24 protein-coding genes and 2 pseudogenes are annotated in these 18,060 nt (G+C 57.5%); 14 read left to right on the plus strand and 12 right to left on the minus strand.

Annotated features, from left to right (window positions below):
* Positions 1-23: 23 nt before the first annotated feature.
* Positions 24-740, minus strand: coding sequence for a FadR/GntR family transcriptional regulator (locus tag NO934_RS18470; protein WP_309164162.1), 717 nt, complete (start codon positions 738-740; stop codon positions 24-26).
* Positions 741-833: 93 nt separating this feature from the next.
* On the opposite strand from NO934_RS18470, the gene NO934_RS18475 reads away from it, so the two are divergent.
* From NO934_RS18475 to NO934_RS18485, 3 genes and pseudogenes are all read left to right on the plus strand, one after another.
* Positions 834-1,805: a Gfo/Idh/MocA family oxidoreductase gene (locus NO934_RS18475; protein WP_309164164.1), complete on the plus strand. Its 972-nt coding sequence runs from the start codon at positions 834-836 to the stop codon at positions 1,803-1,805.
* Entirely contained in the window at positions 1,802-2,797 is a 996-nt protein-coding gene (locus NO934_RS18480; protein WP_309164165.1) for a Gfo/Idh/MocA family oxidoreductase, read from the plus strand. Before NO934_RS18475 ends, NO934_RS18480 begins: the two co-directional genes overlap by 4 nt.
* A 364-nt stretch (positions 2,798-3,161) precedes the next feature.
* A pseudogene (locus NO934_RS18485) lies at positions 3,162-4,142 on the plus strand (GSU2403 family nucleotidyltransferase fold protein).
* A gap of 29 nt (positions 4,143-4,171) precedes the next feature.
* Here the strand turns inward: NO934_RS18485 and NO934_RS18490 are convergent.
* The 3 genes from NO934_RS18490 to NO934_RS18500 form a co-directional block, all read right to left on the minus strand.
* Positions 4,172-4,426 (minus strand): SPW repeat protein, encoded by a 255-nt coding sequence (locus tag NO934_RS18490; protein ID WP_309164166.1) that lies wholly within the window; start codon positions 4,424-4,426, stop codon positions 4,172-4,174.
* A gap of 185 nt (positions 4,427-4,611) precedes the next feature.
* Positions 4,612-5,016 carry an HIRAN domain-containing protein gene (locus NO934_RS18495; RefSeq protein WP_309164167.1) on the minus strand — a complete coding sequence of 135 codons (405 nt, stop codon included), beginning with the start codon at positions 5,014-5,016 and terminating at the stop codon, positions 4,612-4,614.
* Position 5,017: 1 nt separating this feature from the next.
* The gene (locus NO934_RS18500; protein WP_309164168.1) at positions 5,018-5,857 is read right to left on the minus strand and encodes a manganese catalase family protein; all 840 of its coding nucleotides are present in this window, start codon (positions 5,855-5,857) and stop codon (positions 5,018-5,020) included.
* A gap of 396 nt (positions 5,858-6,253) precedes the next feature.
* Here NO934_RS18500 and NO934_RS18505 point away from each other — a divergent pair, with 396 nt between their 5' ends.
* The 3 genes from NO934_RS18505 (at position 6,254) to NO934_RS18515 (ending at position 7,456) form a co-directional block, all read left to right on the plus strand.
* On the plus strand, positions 6,254-6,622 hold the full coding sequence (locus NO934_RS18505; protein WP_309164386.1) for a DUF892 family protein: 369 nt from the start codon (positions 6,254-6,256) through the stop codon (positions 6,620-6,622).
* 338 nt (positions 6,623-6,960) lie between these two features.
* Complete coding sequence (locus NO934_RS18510) at positions 6,961-7,302, plus strand: hypothetical protein (RefSeq protein ID WP_309164169.1); 342 nt, start codon at positions 6,961-6,963, stop codon at positions 7,300-7,302.
* A gap of 1 nt (position 7,303) precedes the next feature.
* Positions 7,304-7,456 carry a hypothetical protein gene (locus tag NO934_RS18515; RefSeq protein ID WP_309164171.1) on the plus strand — a complete coding sequence of 51 codons (153 nt, stop codon included), beginning with the start codon at positions 7,304-7,306 and terminating at the stop codon, positions 7,454-7,456.
* Between the two features lie 42 nt (positions 7,457-7,498).
* On the opposite strand, the gene NO934_RS18520 is transcribed toward NO934_RS18515, so the two are convergent.
* The 3 genes from NO934_RS18520 to NO934_RS18535 form a co-directional block, all read right to left on the minus strand.
* The gene (locus tag NO934_RS18520) at positions 7,499-8,257 is read right to left on the minus strand and encodes a DUF4336 domain-containing protein (RefSeq protein ID WP_309164172.1); all 759 of its coding nucleotides are present in this window, start codon (positions 8,255-8,257) and stop codon (positions 7,499-7,501) included.
* 385 nt (positions 8,258-8,642) lie between these two features.
* Positions 8,643-9,245 carry an exopolysaccharide biosynthesis protein gene (locus NO934_RS18530; protein ID WP_309164173.1) on the minus strand — a complete coding sequence of 201 codons (603 nt, stop codon included), beginning with the start codon at positions 9,243-9,245 and terminating at the stop codon, positions 8,643-8,645.
* 120 nt (positions 9,246-9,365) lie between these two features.
* Positions 9,366-9,713, minus strand: coding sequence for a hypothetical protein (locus tag NO934_RS18535; RefSeq protein WP_309164174.1), 348 nt, complete (start codon positions 9,711-9,713; stop codon positions 9,366-9,368).
* Between the two features lie 205 nt (positions 9,714-9,918).
* Here NO934_RS18535 and NO934_RS18540 point away from each other — a divergent pair, with 205 nt between their 5' ends.
* The gene (locus NO934_RS18540) at positions 9,919-10,104 is read left to right on the plus strand and encodes a hypothetical protein (protein WP_309164175.1); all 186 of its coding nucleotides are present in this window, start codon (positions 9,919-9,921) and stop codon (positions 10,102-10,104) included.
* A gap of 124 nt (positions 10,105-10,228) precedes the next feature.
* Here the strand turns inward: NO934_RS18540 and NO934_RS18545 are convergent, their stop codons facing one another.
* Entirely contained in the window at positions 10,229-10,615 is a 387-nt protein-coding gene (locus tag NO934_RS18545) for a DUF2934 domain-containing protein (protein ID WP_309164176.1), read from the minus strand.
* A gap of 116 nt (positions 10,616-10,731) precedes the next feature.
* Between NO934_RS18545 and NO934_RS18550 the strand changes: the two genes are divergently transcribed.
* From NO934_RS18550 to NO934_RS18570, 5 genes and pseudogenes are all read left to right on the plus strand, one after another.
* Positions 10,732-11,148, plus strand: coding sequence for a hypothetical protein (locus NO934_RS18550; RefSeq protein ID WP_309164177.1), 417 nt, complete (start codon positions 10,732-10,734; stop codon positions 11,146-11,148).
* Between the two features lie 8 nt (positions 11,149-11,156).
* On the plus strand, positions 11,157-11,726 hold the full coding sequence (locus tag NO934_RS18555; protein WP_309164387.1) for a PQQ-dependent sugar dehydrogenase: 570 nt from the start codon (positions 11,157-11,159) through the stop codon (positions 11,724-11,726).
* 163 nt (positions 11,727-11,889) lie between these two features.
* On the plus strand, positions 11,890-12,027 hold the full coding sequence (locus tag NO934_RS18560; protein WP_309164178.1) for a hypothetical protein: 138 nt from the start codon (positions 11,890-11,892) through the stop codon (positions 12,025-12,027).
* A gap of 1,688 nt (positions 12,028-13,715) precedes the next feature.
* Positions 13,716-14,126 carry a hypothetical protein gene (locus tag NO934_RS18565; protein WP_309164179.1) on the plus strand — a complete coding sequence of 137 codons (411 nt, stop codon included), beginning with the start codon at positions 13,716-13,718 and terminating at the stop codon, positions 14,124-14,126.
* Between the two features lie 550 nt (positions 14,127-14,676).
* Positions 14,677-14,955, plus strand: a pseudogene (locus NO934_RS18570) (septal ring lytic transglycosylase RlpA family protein); the annotation flags it as partial.
* Between the two features lie 405 nt (positions 14,956-15,360).
* Here the strand turns inward: NO934_RS18570 and NO934_RS18575 are convergent.
* Positions 15,361-15,558, minus strand: a complete 198-nt coding sequence (locus NO934_RS18575) for a hypothetical protein (protein WP_309164180.1) — start codon at positions 15,556-15,558, stop codon at positions 15,361-15,363.
* The gene (locus NO934_RS18580) at positions 15,555-15,788 is read right to left on the minus strand and encodes a hypothetical protein (protein ID WP_309164182.1); all 234 of its coding nucleotides are present in this window, start codon (positions 15,786-15,788) and stop codon (positions 15,555-15,557) included. Before NO934_RS18580 ends, NO934_RS18575 begins: the two co-directional genes overlap by 4 nt.
* A 79-nt stretch (positions 15,789-15,867) precedes the next feature.
* Here NO934_RS18580 and NO934_RS18585 point away from each other — a divergent pair, with 79 nt between their 5' ends.
* Entirely contained in the window at positions 15,868-16,170 is a 303-nt protein-coding gene (locus NO934_RS18585; RefSeq protein WP_309164183.1) for a hypothetical protein, read from the plus strand.
* 325 nt (positions 16,171-16,495) lie between these two features.
* Here NO934_RS18585 and NO934_RS20700 read toward each other — a convergent pair whose 3' ends face one another.
* The gene (locus NO934_RS20700; RefSeq protein WP_375143316.1) at positions 16,496-16,747 is read right to left on the minus strand and encodes a PilZ domain-containing protein; all 252 of its coding nucleotides are present in this window, start codon (positions 16,745-16,747) and stop codon (positions 16,496-16,498) included.
* A 468-nt stretch (positions 16,748-17,215) separates the two neighbouring features.
* Between NO934_RS20700 and NO934_RS18590 the strand changes: the two genes are divergently transcribed.
* Positions 17,216-17,581, plus strand: coding sequence for a DUF6766 family protein (locus NO934_RS18590; RefSeq protein WP_309164184.1), 366 nt, complete (start codon positions 17,216-17,218; stop codon positions 17,579-17,581).
* Between the two features lie 116 nt (positions 17,582-17,697).
* Here NO934_RS18590 and NO934_RS18595 read toward each other — a convergent pair whose 3' ends face one another.
* On the minus strand, positions 17,698-18,024 hold the full coding sequence (locus tag NO934_RS18595; protein ID WP_309164185.1) for a hypothetical protein: 327 nt from the start codon (positions 18,022-18,024) through the stop codon (positions 17,698-17,700).
* Positions 18,025-18,060 lie beyond the last annotated feature (36 nt).

Below are 18,060 nucleotides of genomic sequence, written 5' to 3' on the forward strand. Positions count from 1 at the left end.
GTCTCCTCCCTTACTTGCGATTTTTACTCCAACCCCTCACGTGTTCGCGCGATCACCTGTTGAATGCCGCGATAGTGGTCGTTGAGTCGGCTACGAGCCCGCTCCACATCCTTGGCGGCAATCGCCTCGACGATTTCATGGTGATCCCGCCAGGTATTGAGCGGGTTGGGGTTCTCGAGATTGGTGAAATTGGATGCCTTGGTGAAGGCGATCCAGAAAATGTCGATCAGTGCGCTGAGCATCTGATTGTTCTGGCAGCGGAACAAAAGCTGATGGAACTGCTGATCTTCGACTGCAAAGCTTTCATTGCGTTCGGCGCGCGATTTCATGCGCGCGGTAACCTCACGCAGCTGGGCCAGGTCTTGTTCGGAAATCATGGCGATGGTCTTGTCGATGAGGCCGGTTTCGAGAACCCGGCGGATTTCGCGCAGCTCCTCGACATCGCGCAATTCATCACGCAGCCCGTAAGCGAGATTGTCGAGCAGGGGCTGGAAAGAAAAGGCAGCGACGAAAACGCCGATTCCGCGACGGGTCTCGAGAATTCCCAGCGATTCAAGGGCCTTGATGGCTTCGCGCACCGAATTGCGCCCCACGCCCAATTGCTGGGCGAGAACCGCTTCTGGAGGCAATGGATCGCCAGCACGCAAGCGGTTGGCTTCAATATAGGATTTGAGCGTTTCTTGCACGGTGACATGCAGGAGGGGTGGCCGATCGAGGGGCTTTATCGATGCTTTGGGCATCTTCGCGTGCTCCGGATTGCCGGACGGACAGCCGGCGAGTGTTGATGCATATCAACATATGGGATATCCTGCAAGCGGATATAGGATATCATCATGAAAATCGCTCTCCTCGGGGTAAGTCACTGGCACGCTCAAATGCACTTCGATGCAGCAATCGCCGCGGGCGCCAGCGTGGTCGGCGCATGGGACAAGGATCGGCAAAAGGCGGGTCAATTTGGCTCCCGCTACGGCGTACCGGTTATTGCTGATTTCGATGCCGCCCTGGAGATGGCCGATTTCGTCGTGCTGATGGGTCATCCTTGCGATGTGCCCGATCTGGCGCGCCGCGTCATTGAGGCGGGTGTGCCAATGCTCATTGAAAAGCCGGCGGTAACCGAGACAGCGCAATTGGAAGCTCTTTGCGCCCTCGCTGAGGCCCATGACGCCTTTGTGGGTTTGCCGCTGCCCAATCGCCTCGGCCCGGTGCCTACCGAACATCAAAGACTCCTCAACGAGGGACGCGCCGGACCCCTCGCTCATTCCAACTTTCGGCTCGTCAATGGGCCGCCTCAGCGCTATCGCGACGATGGGGTAGGGTGGTTGCTTGAGCCTCAAATCGGTGGTGGCGGGGCGCTGCGCAATTTGGGGATTCACGGCATCGATGCGGCCCTATCGCTGGCTAGAGGCGAACTTCGCATCGTATCGAGCCAGATCGGCAAGCGCATCTATAGCCAGGAGGCCGTGGAAGACCACGCGCTCGTCATCCTGGCCGATGAGACCGACGCGTTTTTTGTGGTTGAGGCGGGCTACACATTTGCCTTGATGCGCCCGGGTGGGGATTTCGAATGGCGGATTGCTTGCGCCAATGCCACGCTGATCGACCGCGGCGATACCGCCTTTGCGGCAACGCTCGACGACAATGTCCAGCGCCCCCTCGCCATCGAGCCGACCACAACCCGTTATCGGCTCTTTACTGCCGATGCGATCGCAAGGCTTAACGCTGGGCAAAAACCGGCTGTTACCATCCACGACTATCTCGCGGCCATGCGTCTGATCGATGCCGCATACCAGAAGGCACAATCATGACGGGCATTGGAATCATCGGGGCAGGTCATTTCGGGGCGGTGCACGCCAAGGCGATCAGCGAAGTGGATGGGCTAAACATCGTTGCGGCCTGTCGCAGCGATGAGGCGGCGCTTGCCGCGTTTACCGAACGGTTTGGGGGCAGGGGCTATACTGGTTGGCAGGACCTATTGGCCGACCCCCGGGTCGATGCCGTGGTCATAGCAACTCCGCACAATCTACATGAGGAGATTGCCATAGCCGCGGCGGGAGCGGGAAAGCACATTCTGCTCGAAAAGCCGATGGCGCCAAGCATTGCTGCATGTGACGCGATAAACGCAGCGGTTCGTCAGGGGAGCGTTCAACTCATGGTCGGGCACGTCGTGCATTTCGCGCTGCCCTGCCTTGCGGCCAAGACCGTGATCGATTCCGGCCGGCTGGGGCGCCCTGTCATGGGGTCGGGCTGGATGATCAAGCTCTGGATGGAGAGCAACCGCCAGCCCTGGCATATGGGTCGCGCGTCAGGGGGCGGCATGCTGATGACCGCTGGCATCCATGCGCTCGATCGTCTGGTCTGGCTGATGGGGCAGCAGGTGAGCGGCGTAAGCGCGATGATGGGCACAAATTTTCACGACCAGGAGGCCGACGACACCGCGCTGCTTGGTCTGCGGTTTGCCGATGGCGCGGTGGGGCAGGTGCAAAGCGTGGGATATCGCAACGGTGCAGTGAGCTTTGCCATGGATCTGGTTTGTGAACAGGGAGCCTTAAGGATTGATTTCGATACGGGCACCTGGATGGGGCAGGATGGGAACTGGACGAAGCTCGATCAGTCCTTTGAACCAGACTGGATGCATCATGCGGTCGTGCGTGAGTGGCGGGCGTTTCAGGCCGCAATTTGCGGGGAGGCCGAAGTGCCGGTGGGGGGAGAATATGCCAGTCACGTCGTGGCGGTAATCGAAGCCGCATACGAGGCGGATGCGCTACGCCGGGAGGTCTCGGTGAGGGCGAGTACCTGACCCTTGCGTTTCAAATCCGATAATGCGCATTGAAAGACACGCTCTGGTCATGGTGCCGGTGCCGAAGATTTCCGATGGGACGTTCGGGAAATTCAAGTCGGACTTGAGAAGCTCCTCATTTGTGAAAATTCATTTTGTCTCTCAGTTGGAGCCTCTTGGCCCCTTTTGTTCTTCTGCTAGGCGAACGTGTGATCTGGTTAAGTGCTGAGCCTTCAGGACCACAAGGCAATGTTAGCTGAGCGGGGTCGGCATCGACCGGTCATATAATCCATCGCTGGGGTGTTCGCGATGCGCATCAGCTGCGCACTTTAATCTGTGTGCATCAATCTTTGATTTGATGCACACAGCATGAAGGAAGGTCGCTGTGAAAATCGTTTCGCATAGCCGTGCGGCCGCTGTGGCCTATCAAGACCTACTACGTCTTCATCTCGACGAAAGGGCCTTCAGTTTGATTGGCACCTTCGAGGAGCGGCAACGCAATGGGCGAACTTATCTCTACGACCGCTTCCGGAGCGGGACCGAGATGATGAGCCGGTATCTCGGCGAAGATAACCGGAGTTGCGTTTACGCCTGGATCGGGCCGAGGCGCTAAAAGAGAACGCAGAAGAGCGCCGCAAGAAAATGGCGAGGTTCGCAAAAACGCTTCGAGCCGAGGGCTTCATTGCGGCCGATCGCGAGACAGGGTCGTTGCTGCTCGTCTTCTCCCGAGAAGGCGTATTTCGCCTCGGCGGTACTATCGCCGGGATCTCAGCTTACAGCTTCTACCAAGGTGAATTCGGTGTGCGCATGGATTACGAGGAACTGACCCAAACCGGAAGACATTGATTTCGCGAGCTTCGAACGGCTATCGGAAAATCCCGCCGAAATCCTCAAGCTACTCAAGTTCGATCCCATCCCGGGTATCAATAATCGACAGATCTGGAAATGGCGGCAGAGCCATTCCGAGGCCATGGTTGAATTTCTAACGCCCGCTTTCGGAGGAAACAATCAAGCCATTGCCTGAATTGAGTGTGAGCGCCCAAGTCGTGAACTATCTGACCTTTCTCATTGCAGACCCGATCCACGCGGTCGAAGGCGTTTTGGTTCAGATGCCTCGTCCTAAGCGTTGCGCAATACACAAGCTGATCGTGACTGATCGGCGGTCGGGCGGTGCCGATCAGCTCAAGGCCGAAAGGATCGGGCCCAAGCCGAGTTCCTTGTAGCAGTCCTTTCTCAAGATCGGCCAAACAATCTTGCACAAGCCGACGAGGTCGGCTTATCGCGCGGCCCCCGCTGGCGTGAATGGATCAACTCAAGTTTGGAACGCATGCTCCAGACGGCGGATCGTCTTTCGGCGTTGGGTTAGCTCGCGCCGGCCGGCTCCACGTGCTGCGGCTAGGCGGTGCTGGTGCGTGACGTGGCGTCCCAGCTCATCGCCACCACCCCAAGCTCAGCTATGCCGACCACGACGTGAGGCCAAAATACTTCACTGGAAAAGCCAAATAGCCACGGTGAAATCAGGAGCAAGGCACCTGAAACCACGTCGATTCCGAGGTGCACCTTATAGGGGATCACCTGCGCTACCGACAGCTCGTATCGGTTAGGAGGCTGTAAAGGATGGTGCCGGCAGCCAGTATTGTCGGTATCCACTGGGCTGGACCACCGTTGGCGAACCCAACAAGATAAGCAGAATGCCGACGGTATAGTCGATCACGGCATGAGTCTTGGGCGGAAGCATTGCCCTCTATACCTTGCTCCTGACCCGCTAACGAGCCTGAACAGAGCGCGTTCCCTAGGTGAGGGACAGGCGGCACCCCGCCTGCCCCGAAACTGCCTCAGCTTGCCAAGGCAACCGCGATGGACAAGGCAATGTCGGGCCGGTCGAGCGGACCCTTAATCCGACCGATTTGAGCTTCTGGGATAATGCCGACGTCCATTAGGTTGGCGAGCGGTTGGTTGTGAATGCGCGGCACATAGCCGAGCTTGTGCCCTTCGGTGGTCCAGACCGACACCGCTCGCGTGTCATATCGGTTGGCGGGCTCACGTCTCAACTCCAGAACAGCTCCCGTCTCAAGCACTTGCACAAGCGACGGCGCGGCATAGCGATCTGTTCCAGCGATGTAGGTGGATAAGAGAGGAATGGGTGCACTGGCGCCGAACGCCGTCTTTGTCGCTCCGACGCTCATGCCGAGAGCACCCGACCCGGCGGATGCAAGAAATAATCTGCGAGAAAGTCCCATATCATTCCTCCGCCAGTTGGGCTGTTTGCGGATAGGTTCCCGGTCGCGCAGGCGGCGGCGGTGGCACTTCACCCAAGGGTTCCATCGGCTGCATGGTGAACTCGCCCTTGCCATCGATCGAGGGCCCTTCGCTCCAGCGACCGCTCGGCGGCTCGGCTCCGTCTGAGGTGAAGCCCAGGAATACATAGTTGAAGTCCTGGTTTTCGGACTCTTGTGGAAAGGAGTTCGGAACCGGCATCTGGGGGCGCTCGGCCTCCAGTTCTTCGATCACTGCCTTCCACTGGTTCTGATGCATGGTGTCACGCGCGATCAGGTAGGCCAGCATGTCCCGCATGCCGGCATCGGCCGTCATGTGGTACAACCGAGTTGCAAGGGTTCGACCGGTGCCTTCGGCGGTGATGTTGGCATACATATCGCCAGCAATGTTGCCCGAGGCATAAATGTGGCTCATGTCGAACGGCACCCCGTCGGCATCCACCGGCAGAGCGGCAAGACCGGCTGACAGGAACTGGCGGAAATTGCGGCCTCCCATGATTGAGCCGACGGCCGCATCGGCCGCTCCTTCCTCCTGTAGCTCGAGCGGCGCTCCTTCCAGGTTTAGCGCCACCGCCGTCGCCAGCATCTCGATGTGCCCTAATTCTTCGGATGCAGTGTTGAGCAGCAGATCGCGATAACGCGAAGACTTCGGCCCCTTCATGCCCCAGGCCTGGAACATGTATTGCATCGCGACCCGAATCTCGCCCTCAACGCCGCCGATTGCCTGCTGGAGGGCGCGCGCGAATGCCGGGTCTGGCGTCTCAACCCTCACGGGGTATTGCAGCTTGTAGTCGGTGTAAAACATTGCATAGTCCTTCCCTTTGCTTGGCATTACTTTCGCAACTCAGCCTAGGAGGCTTCGTTCCTCCTCAACTCTGCAGGTTGGTTGGCATGGAAGAAGGCGGCGGATCTCTGCCGTCATGGACTTCCTGCTCAACCATTGTTTTGATTGCGTAAGCAGATGCCGGCACCCACCTGCTGCTGGGCGGGATCTCGCGAACTTGGACTTACTTGTGACACAGCAAACCGGTGGAGATTGTTCTCCCTTAAGGCAAACTTAATGCGGTAGACTGCAATTGCCGACGCCACTGGAGATGACCTGACGCAAACTCAATCGGTCAGGTATCGCGCAGGAACGCCCTTTCTTGCGAGCAGGATTGCCGTCAGGTTACGCCAACGCACATCGGCGAGGTAACAGCACATCTCAGAGACCGAGGGCCCGATTGATCGGCTCGACCGAATCCTTGCCAGGATCGAGGAACAACACTCGGGCTTCAAGGACATGGTGCTCTCCGCTGGGGGCAGCATGGCTGCGCTCACTCACGCAGCAGCGGGCGACGAAATCATCAAGGACACTTTCGCCAACTATGCCTTCGAACACTACGAGATTGCTGCCTACAAGTCGCTCCTCCAGTTGAGCGATCAGATCGCCGACGGCGACATATCATCCCTGCTGCAGCAGACGCTCGACGAGGAAGAGAGAATGGCGCAGTGGATCAATGACAATATCGGCATGGTGACCGCACAATACGTCGCCCTCAGAGAGTCTGAGCAAACTGCGAAGCGCTGACTTTGCAACTGCGGACCTGCAATCCTGCGTCCTCTGCGGCTGCTGTTTGCCAACTGCCAGCGTTATAGCAGGAACGGCGAATTGGACAGCTGCCGCGGCGGCCGCGAGGAATCGACCTCCGCCGCCGTTCAAGGCGCATATGGCGTCGTCAATGCCGTCAGCCTCTATGTTGAGAAGGATCAGGATACTTTTCGCTCAGTCCACGTGAAGGCCGCCGCACAACTGGCACGGCTTTCGCGCGACGCCGGCGTAGGGCGGTTGGTTCAGATATCGGGAATCGGCTCCAATTCCGATTCGCGTTCACCCTACATTCGCTCCGGGGCGAGGGAGAAGGGGCGGTGCGCGCCGCTTTCCCGGACGCGATTCTGATCCGGCCCGCCATCATGTTCGGAACCGATGACGGGCTTCTGACCCCGCTGGCCGACCTGCTGCGACGCTTTCCTGTCTTTGGGTTGTTCGGGCACGGGCGAACCAAGCTCCAGCCTGTCCATGTCGAGGATGTGGCGGAAGCGATTGTCTGTGCCATGACCAGGGCGCTTCACGCTCCCTGCTACGAGTTGGGCGGCCCCAAGACCTATACCTACCGGTCACTGGTTGAAACGATATCTCGTCAAATCGGCAAGAGGCGAGTGCTTGTGCCGCTTCCTTTCGCGCTCTGGCGCCCGCTCGCTTGGAGCTGAAATGCTGCCTTCGCCGCCGATCACGCGCAACCAGATCGAGCTGATGCGGCGCGACAACATTGCTTCTGGTGAGATTCCTGGGCTTGCGAGTTTAGAGATCACGCCGACCGCACTGGAACAGGTGCTAGCTGAGGTGCTTGAGAAAGCGCGATAGACTCCGGCCCGCGTAAATAAATCCCCACTGATGGCTGAAAACTCACAACAACCACGAGAGTGCGTCTCTCAACCGCCCAGTGGCGTCGGACTGGAACCAAGTGCCGTGCGCGAAGATCACGCGCTCAGGCTGCAGCGCAACGAGCCGTCTTGCGGCGCCGGCAGCCTTCTTCCCACCCAGACGCATGAGAAAACGTGTGTAGATCGGAGCTTTGCCGCTCGGAGCCAGCGATCCCATGAGGCCCGCCCCAAACGCCAACGGGGCCGAAAGCTTGTCTCTCTCCAGATTAACGATGAGATCTGTGAGGACCAAGGTGCGGCTTGCCGAATGAAAAAGCGCGATTTCGGCAAGTCCCAAACCGCGGACCGCGACGGTGTCGACCTCACCTCGCCAAGCTGCTGGAGGCGCGTCGGAAAGCTCATGATCAATCCTGAGCTTGGCTTTCGCGCTCGGCCGCCGACGAAGGTTTGGAGCTACCCAGCAAATCGCTCGAGGAAACCCGGCCTGCCAGGCCGAGATATAAGACCAATGCGCAAGATTGGGCGCGACCAGATGCCTGATCGTTCCGAGCTCTTTAAGGCTGGTGACCAATTGTTCGGTAAGGCGCGTTGGAGAGATGAGGATCAAATCGCCGCTTGTAAGCCGAAACACGCTCATGCGCACCGGCAGGCTCAGACCCGCAACCTCGTGCGGGCCGCTATCGACGACCCAGACATCTTCGGCGACCTGTTTTGGCGTGTCGAGAGGCGGATAGGTGATCGCATCCATAGTAAGAACGGGCAGCTCGAAACCGCCCGCCAATTGAGAATCGTCGATCAGTTGTCAGTCGGCTCGATGAGCCAACGACGAACTGGGGGTGAAACCGCACGAGCTCGAGCATGTGCTGGCGGTCCTTGGGACAGAACGCGCCCCGCGTGAGCTCGACGATCATAAGTTGGTCGCCCTGAAGATCCGAAAGCCGCCGCGGCGTCTTAGTGTGGTTGGGAAGCACGTAATCGGGAAATTGCGCTCCGGGCACTATGTCTTCTCGCATGGCTGGACTCCATGGTTGATGTAGGCACCACTGCATCAACCAGCCCCTCCATCCGAACGCTCCCGTCTTTTCTTCATAGCGCTGTGGACCTGTCCGTTGTTAATGGCTCAGGTGCCACTGACCATCAGCATCTCCCACTTTCCAAGTGCCCGCTCACACGAATAGAACACCATATACAGCATATCCGCCACCAAGCAGTATCGCCATGGCCAAGAGCGTGAGGACTCCATCACGAAAAAGCAATGCCAGACTGAAAATGCTGATCACGGCGGCGACAATGGACGAACTAAACGGCACGAACTCGAGCAGCGGCATTGTCAGCCCGAGCAGCATGATAACCATTGCGAGGACTTGGCTGAATGGCTTGCCGGCCAAAAAGGTCAGGCGAGATCTTAAGATGCGATCGATCCACCCGCTCGGCGGTCGGAGGAAACCTATCGCCTGCTTGAGCCTGTTTGACGGCAGTGTACGCTTGAGAATGAACTTAGGGAGCCACACAGATTTTCGGCCCCAAACGTATTGGGAGGCCACGATCGCGATGGTTACGCCGCCTAAAGCTGAAAGACCCGGAATACCGCTGGCCGGGGATGTGATGACCAGTGCCGGCACAAGAATGAGCGCCGGAAACGCTCTATGTCCTATTGTGTCGACAAGGTCTTTGATCGAAACTTCCTCCTCGCCAACTCGCTGCGCCAGTCGGTCAAGCAGTGAAATCAGCGTGTGATCGCCCGACATAGCATTTGCACTTTTCTTCATGAAAGAGCGAAAGTCCAACGGTCGGCGTGATATTCCGATCCGCGCGAAAGCTTGATACCGACCGTCGCCTCAAACCCTCTCGGTCTAGGTGCATCCGTTCGAGAAAAAGGCGACCGCGGATCATGTTTTGGCGAGATCATCACGACAAACGGTTAGATGAACCCCGCTATCGTCAACCTTAGAAATCTGGAAGGGGCGGATGAATCGATCCTTCGCCATCAGTCCATCGGCATCGAGCACCAGGTATCCCTCGCTTAGAAGAATTCTCCGTTCGCCTTCGGGCATATCATCGGGCCAAATGGCTTCAGCGAGTTTGTTGATCAGGCCCTGCTGGCCAGGATTTTGCCGAGCTTGACCGCGCGCAGCTGCCTCGTCGCCGAACCGCAGCTTTTCGACTGTGCCGACGCGTTCGTTATCCCGATCGAAGACGGCCATTCCCTCTTCGACATTTTTTGGCAGTTCGTCCACACCAAACTCCTTTCAATTGATAGGTAAGTGGTGGAGGAAGCCCCTGACGTAGAGCGGGTTCCCTCGGCCAGCTGCGCTAAACCCTCTAGAGATGAACCATTTCTCCACCAACGGGAACCGCCCGAAATGGTGCGCCGTTGCACGAGTTTGACGCAGGATTGCTTCGGCCATGCTGCGATGGTGAACAATCTTGAGGAGCTGACAAATGGCGGCACGATACGAAAAGCGGGCAATAGGCGAGGAGCTCTGGAAGGTTGTCGATGTCTATACCCAGAGAACCGTCGTATTGGACGGAACACCGCTCGATCGAATGGAGGAACGCGAAGCAAACGATACCGTCGATTCGCTCGAAGCTGGCGAACTGACGCCGGATATTTCAGAGGCACCATAGCGGTGAAGGCGCGCCGTCGGATGTGCCGAGCACCCTACGAGAGCACAAGTGCTAGCCTAAGAATAAGAGCAGTCATTGGCTCTGATTGCTATGTGTGCTCTCTTAAGCGCTGCCGGGTTGGTGCCTATCGACCCAATCTCGCCTGCGCGGCCCCGGTTTGCGCTACGCTGCCCCGGCTAGCGCTACGGGGCTCCAAGTCTGCGGACAGCGTTGTGCCGCCGGATTCGAGCGAAGAGGTACCCGGCTCGCCAGAAGATGGATGCGTTCGCGGGTCGATGGCGTCTTCTTTGAGTTCTTCGGACGCCCGCCGCCAATGCTCTTCTGCTTTGCCGGACGGCCGACCCTCCTCCTCCCAAATCTCCTGAGCGCGAGCCCTGATCCTGTCTTCGAGTCGCTCACCCATGTGCTCCTCCATCATGTGAGTAGTGCGATAGCTGGCACAGCACCTATCAAGTTCCCAACCATAGCGCTGTCCGCGCCCTTCCGAACAGCGCAACTCGCTAACCTGCATTGAGACCAGGAACGGCGGCAGGTTGTCGGCCTTTGCCGGAAAACAGCTTCTCGCGGAATTGCCATGGTCACGGTACCTTTTGCGAAACTTATTAGTTTGTCCTCGCCCTGTCGGTTATGGCGATCGCGCAAGCATCCAGCCAGCCGCAAGGCGAGATCGGCGAATTTTCGGATGCAACAATTAGCGGATCTGTGCTCGAGCCCGAGCCTATCACCACCTCCGATGATGCAGAGCTTGCGGCACAAATCGAGGTTCCAGAAGGGTTTGAGATCACTGTGGTGGCCCGCGATTTCGGCAATACGCGAATGCTGGCGATCCATCAAAGTGGTGAAGTCTACGCTACGCGGCGAACCGAAGGCGATGTCATCCGCCTGCTCGACGGGAATGAGGACGGGATTTTCGAGGATTTCCGAACCGTAGCCGCCCGGCCCGGAATGCATGGCATCGCGTTCGACGGCAATACCGCCTATCTGGCGACGGTCAACGACATCTATACGCGCCCGTCAATGACGACGGCAGTTTTGGGGAACTGACCCGGATCATCGATGATCTACCCGATGGCGGGCAACACCCGAACCGTACGCTGGCGATGGGGCCCGACGGGATGCTCTACATCAGTGCCGGATCGACGTGCAACGCCTGCGCCGAAACCAATCCCGAGAGCGCGACAATGTTGCGCGCCAGTCCGGACGGTGCCAGCCGCACCATCTTCGCGAGCGGATTGCGCAACACGATTGGGTTCGACTGGCAACCTTCAACCGGCCGGCTTTTCGGTGCCGACCATGGAATCGACTGGCTTGGTGACGAGGAGCAGCTCGAAGAGTTCAACCTCATCGAACAGGGCAAGCAGTATGGTTGGCCCTATGTGTACGACTTTTCCAAGTTCAACCCGCAGGACAACCCGCCCGAGGGCATTTCGCTCGAACAATGGGCGGCTCAAAGCCAAGAGCCGATGGTTGGATACACGGCTCACGGTGCGCCGATGCAGATGACCTTTTATGAGGGCTCTGCCTTTCCCGAGGAATTTCGCGGCGATGCGTTCATAGCCATGCGGGGCTCTTGGAACCGCCGCCCGCCCAGCGGCTATGAAATTTCGCGGGTGGATTTCTAAGACGGCGAGCCTGTGGCCTGGGAGCATTTCGCTGAAGGTTTTCTCATCGGTTATGAGGACGGAGGCTACGGGTTCTTGGCGCGCCTTGCCGGAATAGTCGAGGATCAGGACGGCTCACTCCTCGTCGCCGACGACTTTAACGGCATCATCTACCGGATCTCTTATGCTGGGGAAGCGGAGGGCCAGCTTCCAAGCCGATGCCAGTATCCCGGTTGCCCATTCGGCCGAAGGACATGTGGTGGGGCAGGGTGAGATCGTGGGCGTATACGAGCGGCCCGCGCCCGAAACGCCCCGGAACTAAGCGGGACTGAAAAGAAGCAAGGAGTATCCATGCATCGGGCGGTGAGCGACTAATTAGGGTGAAGGGTAAGCCTCGCGAGAAGCAGCATCGATGTAACCCAGAACGGCTGCAATGATGATCGAAAAGAGCGACCAGCGCTAGGCTTGAAGAAAGCTTGAGCGCCTGATCGATGATCGGCGTGCACCGTTGCAAGGTGCAGTCGAATCGTGTTCAGCTTGGGGCTGAAGTGTGGTTCATCTCCGAAGCTTCAGAAGCAGCCTATCCCCCGCTTCGGCGGGGGTTCTTTTGCCAGAAGTGAATCGCCGCAATCACCGCCCCGCAATGGGCGTTCGGACACGCCATGCTCCTAATCATTGCAATCATCCTTGAGGCCGAGCTGCTCATCGTCTCGTTCAGCTCGTTTCCGATGAGCGGCTCACCTCGATCGCACCGGCATCACTGGCCACACTTGCTGATCTGTGGCATAGATGTAGTCGCAATAGCCTCCAAGCATTGCAGAGCCGCCCGCCCACGCGCCCGCTTCCGGTGGGCGGCACCCCCCTCAACCAAATGCTATAGTTGCCAGCAGCGCGGTTTTGTGAGTCAATGGCCGCCTGGCCTTTCACCTTTGGGCCGGACGGACTAGCCCTCAGTCAGGCTCGGCTTCGGTCGGGTCTTTTTTCGCTCTTTCACTCGATGGCTTTCTTTTCAATGGAACATGCAGTTGCCGACGATGCGCAATCGCGTGCTCTAGCTTGATGTCCTCAGTTTCCGGCTAGTTGGCCCCTGTCGCAAGGGAAAGAGGCCCGTGATCCACAACGGGCCTCTTTTTGTTGCAAGCACGACCGATCGGCTCCCTTCGGCGCATTTTCTGGATCATTTAAAAATTGCGGCTAGTCGGCCGGCGCCAGCGTCTACTTAGCTCGCGCTCAGTGGGCGATCAGTTCCTCAACAATTCCTTGGAGGGAGCGCCAGATATCAATGCTTTGAGCAGCGTATTGCGGTGGTCACCAGTTGTCGACCAAGCCTCCACGTGAACGAACCTCAAAACAGGTCTGTATTTCGAGCGGGTTAAGATTGATCGCGGATCCGATTTCTGAAGGGGCAGCAGCCCAGGTCTAGCCGTCCAACATCGAGACCGCGTTGGTATGAGTTAGCTTGGCCTTATTCCACACTCTGTGTGACGACCAATGGCGGCTGATGATGCCCAGGCTGCTCCCCGCGATCGGCCGCAATTCCGACAAAAGCACTCGGTGCCAGCCGGAAGTTTAGGTGCCCTTCTTCAAGATTCGCTGAGGAAAAGGACTGCTTAAGCCTTTGTGGTCAAGTTGCCAAGACTGTGCAGGCGCCTAGAACTCAACAAGTCATGATCGTGCGATTAGTTCTGAAGCATTTTTGAGATTGATTGCGGGATCCTCTAGTGAGGACAGTGCTTCCACTGCCCTAATGCAATCCAAACATGGGGGACTCACGCAGTTCTGTTCGTGTTCAACAAGGCCCCCGCGCTGAATATTGTGGGGTCAACCAGCGTTGAGGTTTGGTTTTAGATACCTAGCGCGACGGGCTGATGATCAGGGTGCCCGCGTCGGCGGCCGTCCCGCACGCCTCCGAAACTGAGGCAGTTCTGAGAACTAGCTCTTTTGATTACCTATTCTAAGCCCCTAGACGGCTGTACTTTTCGTTCTCCTAAGATGGAGGGAGAGAATTCAATGCCCACAATATCCGACCTATTCTTCAAGGCAGCTATATTGTTCCTCATCATCGGCATAGGCATCGGCATAAACATGGCGATGTCGGGCAATCATAGCGTCCTGGGCGCACACGCGCATATCAACCTTCTCGGCTGGGTCACGAGCGCTCTGTTCGCAGGATATTACGCCCACAATCCGACGAAAGCGGAGGGATTGCTCCCCATGGTCCACTTTGGTGTTTACATGATGGGCGTGGTGGTGATGGTGGGCAGCTTGTACCTGCTTTTGTCGGGCAATGTCGCAATGGAGCCCTTCGTAGCCGCCGGATCAGTTGTAACGTTCGTCGGTGTTCTGATCTTCGCAGTGGTGGTTTTCAGCCCAACGCGCAACAGAGCCGGCGCAAGCGGATTTAGGGCTCCGGCCGAGTAAATGTGATCAAGAAAACCGCGGCAGACCCAAATGGTCACCTCCCGTCACCACCAACGCGAAAGGCCCCACGCCGTGGAGCCTTAATGGCGCAAAACGCCGAAAGGACGGGACGTACACCGAAAGATGCCGCCGCTAAGCGGCAGCCTTGATGCTCATGCCAAAGCTGCGATTCTTCGATCAACCGGCTGCCGAGTCTCGCACCGGACCCATACCATCTCATGTTGAGACCAACGTTGAATTGCACCCCTGCGTCATCTAGCCGTCGTGGTGAGGGTTGACGACCAAGGCTGCAACACAAATGCTAAAAATGGGGCAAAGATTGCGGAGAAAGCGGGGACTACCTCGTGAAATCACCTTTTTTCAGTCAAGCTCGCCTCTCTTTGAGGCCATATCTGTCCCATTTAACGCGGCGCCATAATCACCACATACGAATTATGGTTCCAAACAAATGCAAAAAATCTCAACGATTGCTGTGGCTCTCTTTCTTGGCGCTGGCTTAGCGGTCACTTCTTTAGTGCCATCAGCGGTTGCCGCTGCGTCGACTTCAGTGGGCGTAGCCTCTTGGTACGGCCCCGGCTTTCACGGCCGGCTCACAGCAAATGGCGAACGCTACGACATGCATGCCATGACCGCTGCGCACAAAACTCTCAACTTCGGCACCAAGGTCAAAGTGACCAATCAGAACAACGGCAAAAGCGTCGTCGTGCGGATCAATGACCGTGGGCCCTTCGTCGGTGGCCGGGTGATTGACCTGTCCAGGGGTGCAGCCGATGCAATCGGCATGGTCGGACCAGGCACCGCTCCAGTGACGGTTGAGGTTGTCGGCTAAGAGCTCCCCCGACCAAGGCGGACACACGAACTTACTTCGTGATCAAGGCGGCGCAATGGCCCAACCGATCACATGTCTGTCTTTCGAGATGGATCCGACAGTATCGGCATTGGGGTAAGCCATTGCTGCGCCAATGTGAGCCTTTCGCGCGCACGCAATGCGAACTGGTGGTCAGGGCGTGGAGGTAGACGCTTGCAACTGCGGTAAGTGGCCATTGAACGCACGGCCACGCGGTGCGGTTTATTTGTCTCTTGCAACCACCATCGAGACTGTACCGCTGGACTTCGAGTTGGAACGCTGCGTGCCACAGGCGGCGTTGACCCTTGCGCTATTTAACGCTCAGGCCGCCCGATTTCGAAAGCGTGTCCCGATGCTCGCATAGCCTGCTGTTATCGCCCACCATCCTTATCCAAGGATGATGTTTTCTTTGATGTTTTCCGGAATTTTCACCTCACCTTGATCGGAGGTGCGGGGCATGATGTCCGCAAAACGTTCTTCCATGCGGGTTGATGCGGCTACCCAAACGATCCAAACCACCGGATGCCCGTGTGTTGCGAAGTCATGAAGGGGCTGTGAGGCTCTCGCAATGAGGTCCTGGCTCAACCTTCATCCGGAAAAGGGGTTACCCTCACCATCAGGTATTTTCTTTCCTGAACCGGTTTCTCACGGCCTGCAATCATCCGTTTGATCGCGCTGCGCAAATCGGGCAATTCTTCGCCTGTTCTCGATGGCTGAAACACCTGTCGCTCAATCCCCGAAGCGAGGCGAGATATCGCCGCACAATCTGGTTGATCTCGCGATCTTGAATTCGGATTTTCGAATTCCAAGATCATTGCTGGCCGCGTCAAAGGACGGGCCGGGAGGCAAGATCAGCCTCCCTCGTATCTATATTGCTCAAAAGAGGATGTAGCTATGAGGATCAATTCAGGTGCGAGATATCTCGACGAGCCAACCGTCAGTGATAGTGATCTGATGGGGTTCATGTCACCGAGCGAGATAGTTCAGGACCCGATGCTCTCGCTGGAGCGGAAGCGTCAGCTTCTCGCATACTGGGCGTCCGACATCCACGCTGTACCCGGTGCGCCGGCGTTTCGGTCGTATTTGCTGGGCCCTGCAGTCACGATAGACGCCATCAAGGATGCGCTTATGGCGCTGGATGAGATGGTCGACTTTGCGGCCATTCCAAAAAGCACTACGAACTCGGCAACGGCCTAGCAGATTAGATCGGATCGCCGCGTCACCTGCTCGGGTGACGCGGTCTATCGCGCGTCGTCGATGTGCCCTTCGTTAGCCGTGAGTTCGCGCTCTTTGGCTTCTCTGACGTCTTCGGCCATCTGGGCCTCTTGATATGGCCCAAGCGATCCGGTTTCGTCGTCCTTGGACCAATCAACCCAATGACCGTCCTTGTCGGATCGGATTGTGACGGCAACTGATCGGTTTTTATCCGGCATAGGCATGGCCCCTGTTCGACAGGACCATAGCGAAGCCGCCTTGAATGAACAAGTAATCGCCAGCCGGGCGGCCGAGGTCCGGCGTCGATTCAGTTCGAGAGGCGAGCGCCGAGCAGCTTCCCGTGCCTCCAAATGAGATGGCAGGACTGCAGATGCTCGCCAATGCTGAGAGTGAATAAAGTCGAAATCGCCGCCCCCGGCGGCACTCTGATCATCAACCCGCCACTCGAAGCATTCAAAATGGTCACCTCGACGGAGGTCGGCCCTTCAATGATGGCTGCGGGACCGCGCAAAACCGGCTGTTCCCGCAGTTCTTTTCGTCGTTCAATCATGGTTCGCATGGGAGCACGGCGGTATCATCGGGCTCGTTAAAGCAACATCAAGCCAAATCTTAAAATGCGCTGCAAATGACGGTTATCTGGCTCGGCGATCACCAAGGCCCAAGTGGTCAGCGCTTCCGCAATCTTTCGATGAAGTGCCAAATACCTGCTGCCAATGTGCCGCCAGAGATGCAGGCAAACAATACGGGGCCGTTGTTGCCCACGACCGGCACCAAGACTGTGCCTAGAAGCAAGCCTCCGAGGATGCCGCAAATGAGCTTCTTATCCATTGTTGGCCGCGCGGGCTGCGAGCTTCGGTCTATGGGCCGACGCCCTGTAACAGGTGCCTATTGAGCAATCAATTCTGAGACGTGGCAGACGGTTTGGCCGTAAACTCAAGATAGGTGTGCGGCCTTCCCGGCCAAGCACCGAAGGGAACATGTTGAAATAGCCCGGCGTTGCACTTCTGCAGCAGCAGGAGAGTAGAAAATGCCTGGCCGTTCAGTTTGGAGTCGCTATAGCTACGCTTGGGTCACGTTGGGCTTTTTCATCATATCTGTCGCGGGACACTGGTTTTTCGGCTGGCTCGCCTTCGTCAACGAACAACAAGATCACGGTGTGCCACTAGAAACCTCGGAATACGTTTTCCAGATGCTTGAGGCCACGTTCGAGAACTGGCAGTCGGAGTTTTTGCAGCTGATGTGGCAGGTCGGTGGCCTCGCTCTTCTGCTCTACGTCGGCTCACCTCAGTCCAAAGAGGGTAGCGACCGCATCGAGGCCAAGATCGACGAGATACTAAAAAGAGTTGATCCAAAAGGCGCCGAGGGCGTGATCAACGAATTGGACGAAGTCTAGGCCGGACGCCATACCGATCCCGCTCGCGCTAACCAAGCAGAGCGCCGAGATTAGGCTGTTTCAGCCGCAAGGAAACTGCCTTGAAGACATCGCTTTAGAAGATGGGGCGCCTCGGCTCAGCGTAGATGCCGGACATGACGGTAACGTGCGTGGTGGAACGCAGTCGCACAGAGAACGATAGCACCAGGTAGAACCATCGTGATGGCGATGTCGAACAGACTGCCTCTGATACTGACGCCATAGATGGAACCAAAGTCCTCGGCAGCGTCGAACGCCTCGTTCAGCAATTCTACGCCAAGGAGGGCTGCAAGGGGCAGCCAACTGCGCAAGGGGCGCTTCAATAGCGCCACAAAAACTAAATAGAGCCCCATCCCGATCAGTACGTGCAGAACCGGATCTGACAGCCCCGTAGCGTGTCTGAAGAGGTCCTTTACGAGTTCCATCGGTGTCTATCCATTGCGTCTAGCCTTCTGCTCGCG

This window comes from Pelagibacterium sp. H642 (assembly GCF_031202855.1).
Taxonomy (GTDB): domain Bacteria; phylum Pseudomonadota; class Alphaproteobacteria; order Rhizobiales; family Devosiaceae; genus Pelagibacterium.